Raw genomic sequence first — 1,202 nt, 5'->3', positions numbered from 1 at the left:
GGTAGGTCAGTATGCCCCGAATGTGCTGGGCGACACGCGGGCTACAATGGCCGAGACAGTGGGACGCAACCCCGAGAGGGGGCGCTAATCTCCGAAACTCGGTCGTAGTTCGGATTGAGGGCTGAAACTCGCCCTCATGAAGCTGGATTCGGTAGTAATCGCCACTCAGAAGGTGGCGGTGAATACGTCCCTGCTCCTTGCACACACCGCCCGTCAAATCACCCGAGTGGGATCCGGATGAGGCTCGGTTCCCGAGTCGAATCTGGGTTCCGCAAGGGGGATTAAGTCGTAACAAGGTAGCCGTAGGGGAATCTGCGGCTGGATCACCTCCTACAGTCCGGGACCAGGCCGACGGCCTGGCCCACTCGTAGGACTCGTCCCACACGGGACGAGAATCCCTAAGCCCTACTTTCCACAGTAGGCACCAGTCATGGTCCGTAATCGGAAACACTCACCGTCGTTCGGTTGGGCACCTTTGAACTACCAAGGCTAACATCCTCCTGTGATGGAGGGTAGACCCATAGCTCAGTGGTAGAGCGCCTCCCTCGAACGGAGGGCGTCCCTGGGTTCGGTTCCCAGGTGGGTCTCTGTATTCGGGTCCTTCGGACGGACCGTTGCCCTTAAGTGGGAACGGCTCGGACGAATGGATCCGAGCAAATTGATGCACCATCCCGTGCGAGCGCGGATGGGAAGGGTCGATACCGCCCCAGACCACCGGGCGGTAGATGAAGACCGCGTGTACGTGCGATCCAGACGTCCACTGGACTCATTCATCGAAGACGACACCGTGTCGTCTCCGACCTGGTCCAAATTTGACGTGGCTACGACGCCGGCTGGTGAATGGCTCGGCTCGAGAGCTGAAGACGGACGTGCCAAGCTGCGATAAGCCCGAGGGAGCCGCACGGAGGCGAAGAACTCGGGATCTCCGAATGGGAATCCCCTCGCAATTGCCTTGCGCAATGGGGAACGTCGGGAATTGAAACATCTTAGTACCGACAGGAATAGAACGCAAAACCGCGATGTCGTTAGTAACCGCGCGTGAACGCGATCCAGTCCAAACCGAAGCCCTCACGGGCAATGTGGTGTTCCGGACTGACTTGCAGCACGTGACCTTCTCCGAGAAATCTTCTGGAACGAAGTGCGATACAGGGTGACAGCCCCGTATCGGAGAACAGTAGCGTGTGCGTCAGCTCCAGAGTAGC

At 58.8% G+C, this 1,202-nt stretch carries 1 tRNA gene and 2 rRNA genes (1 of these 3 cut by a window edge); all 3 read left to right on the top strand.

Annotated features, from left to right (window positions below):
- Positions 1 to 332 (top strand): 16S ribosomal RNA (locus tag ABDZ81_RS18110); the annotation flags it as partial.
- A gap of 182 nt (positions 333 to 514) precedes the next feature.
- Positions 515 to 588: transfer RNA gene (locus ABDZ81_RS18105), tRNA-Ser, on the top strand.
- A 224-nt stretch (positions 589 to 812) separates the two neighbouring features.
- A 23S ribosomal RNA gene (locus ABDZ81_RS18100) occupies positions 813 to 1,202 on the top strand (its annotated part continues 955 nt past the right edge of the window); the annotation flags it as partial.

Source organism: Natronoarchaeum mannanilyticum (genome assembly GCF_039522665.1).
Classification (GTDB): domain Archaea; phylum Halobacteriota; class Halobacteria; order Halobacteriales; family Natronoarchaeaceae; genus Natronoarchaeum; species Natronoarchaeum mannanilyticum.
The sequence above is the reverse complement of the archived record's forward strand: the minus strand, read 5'-3'. Positions and strand labels throughout refer to the sequence as shown.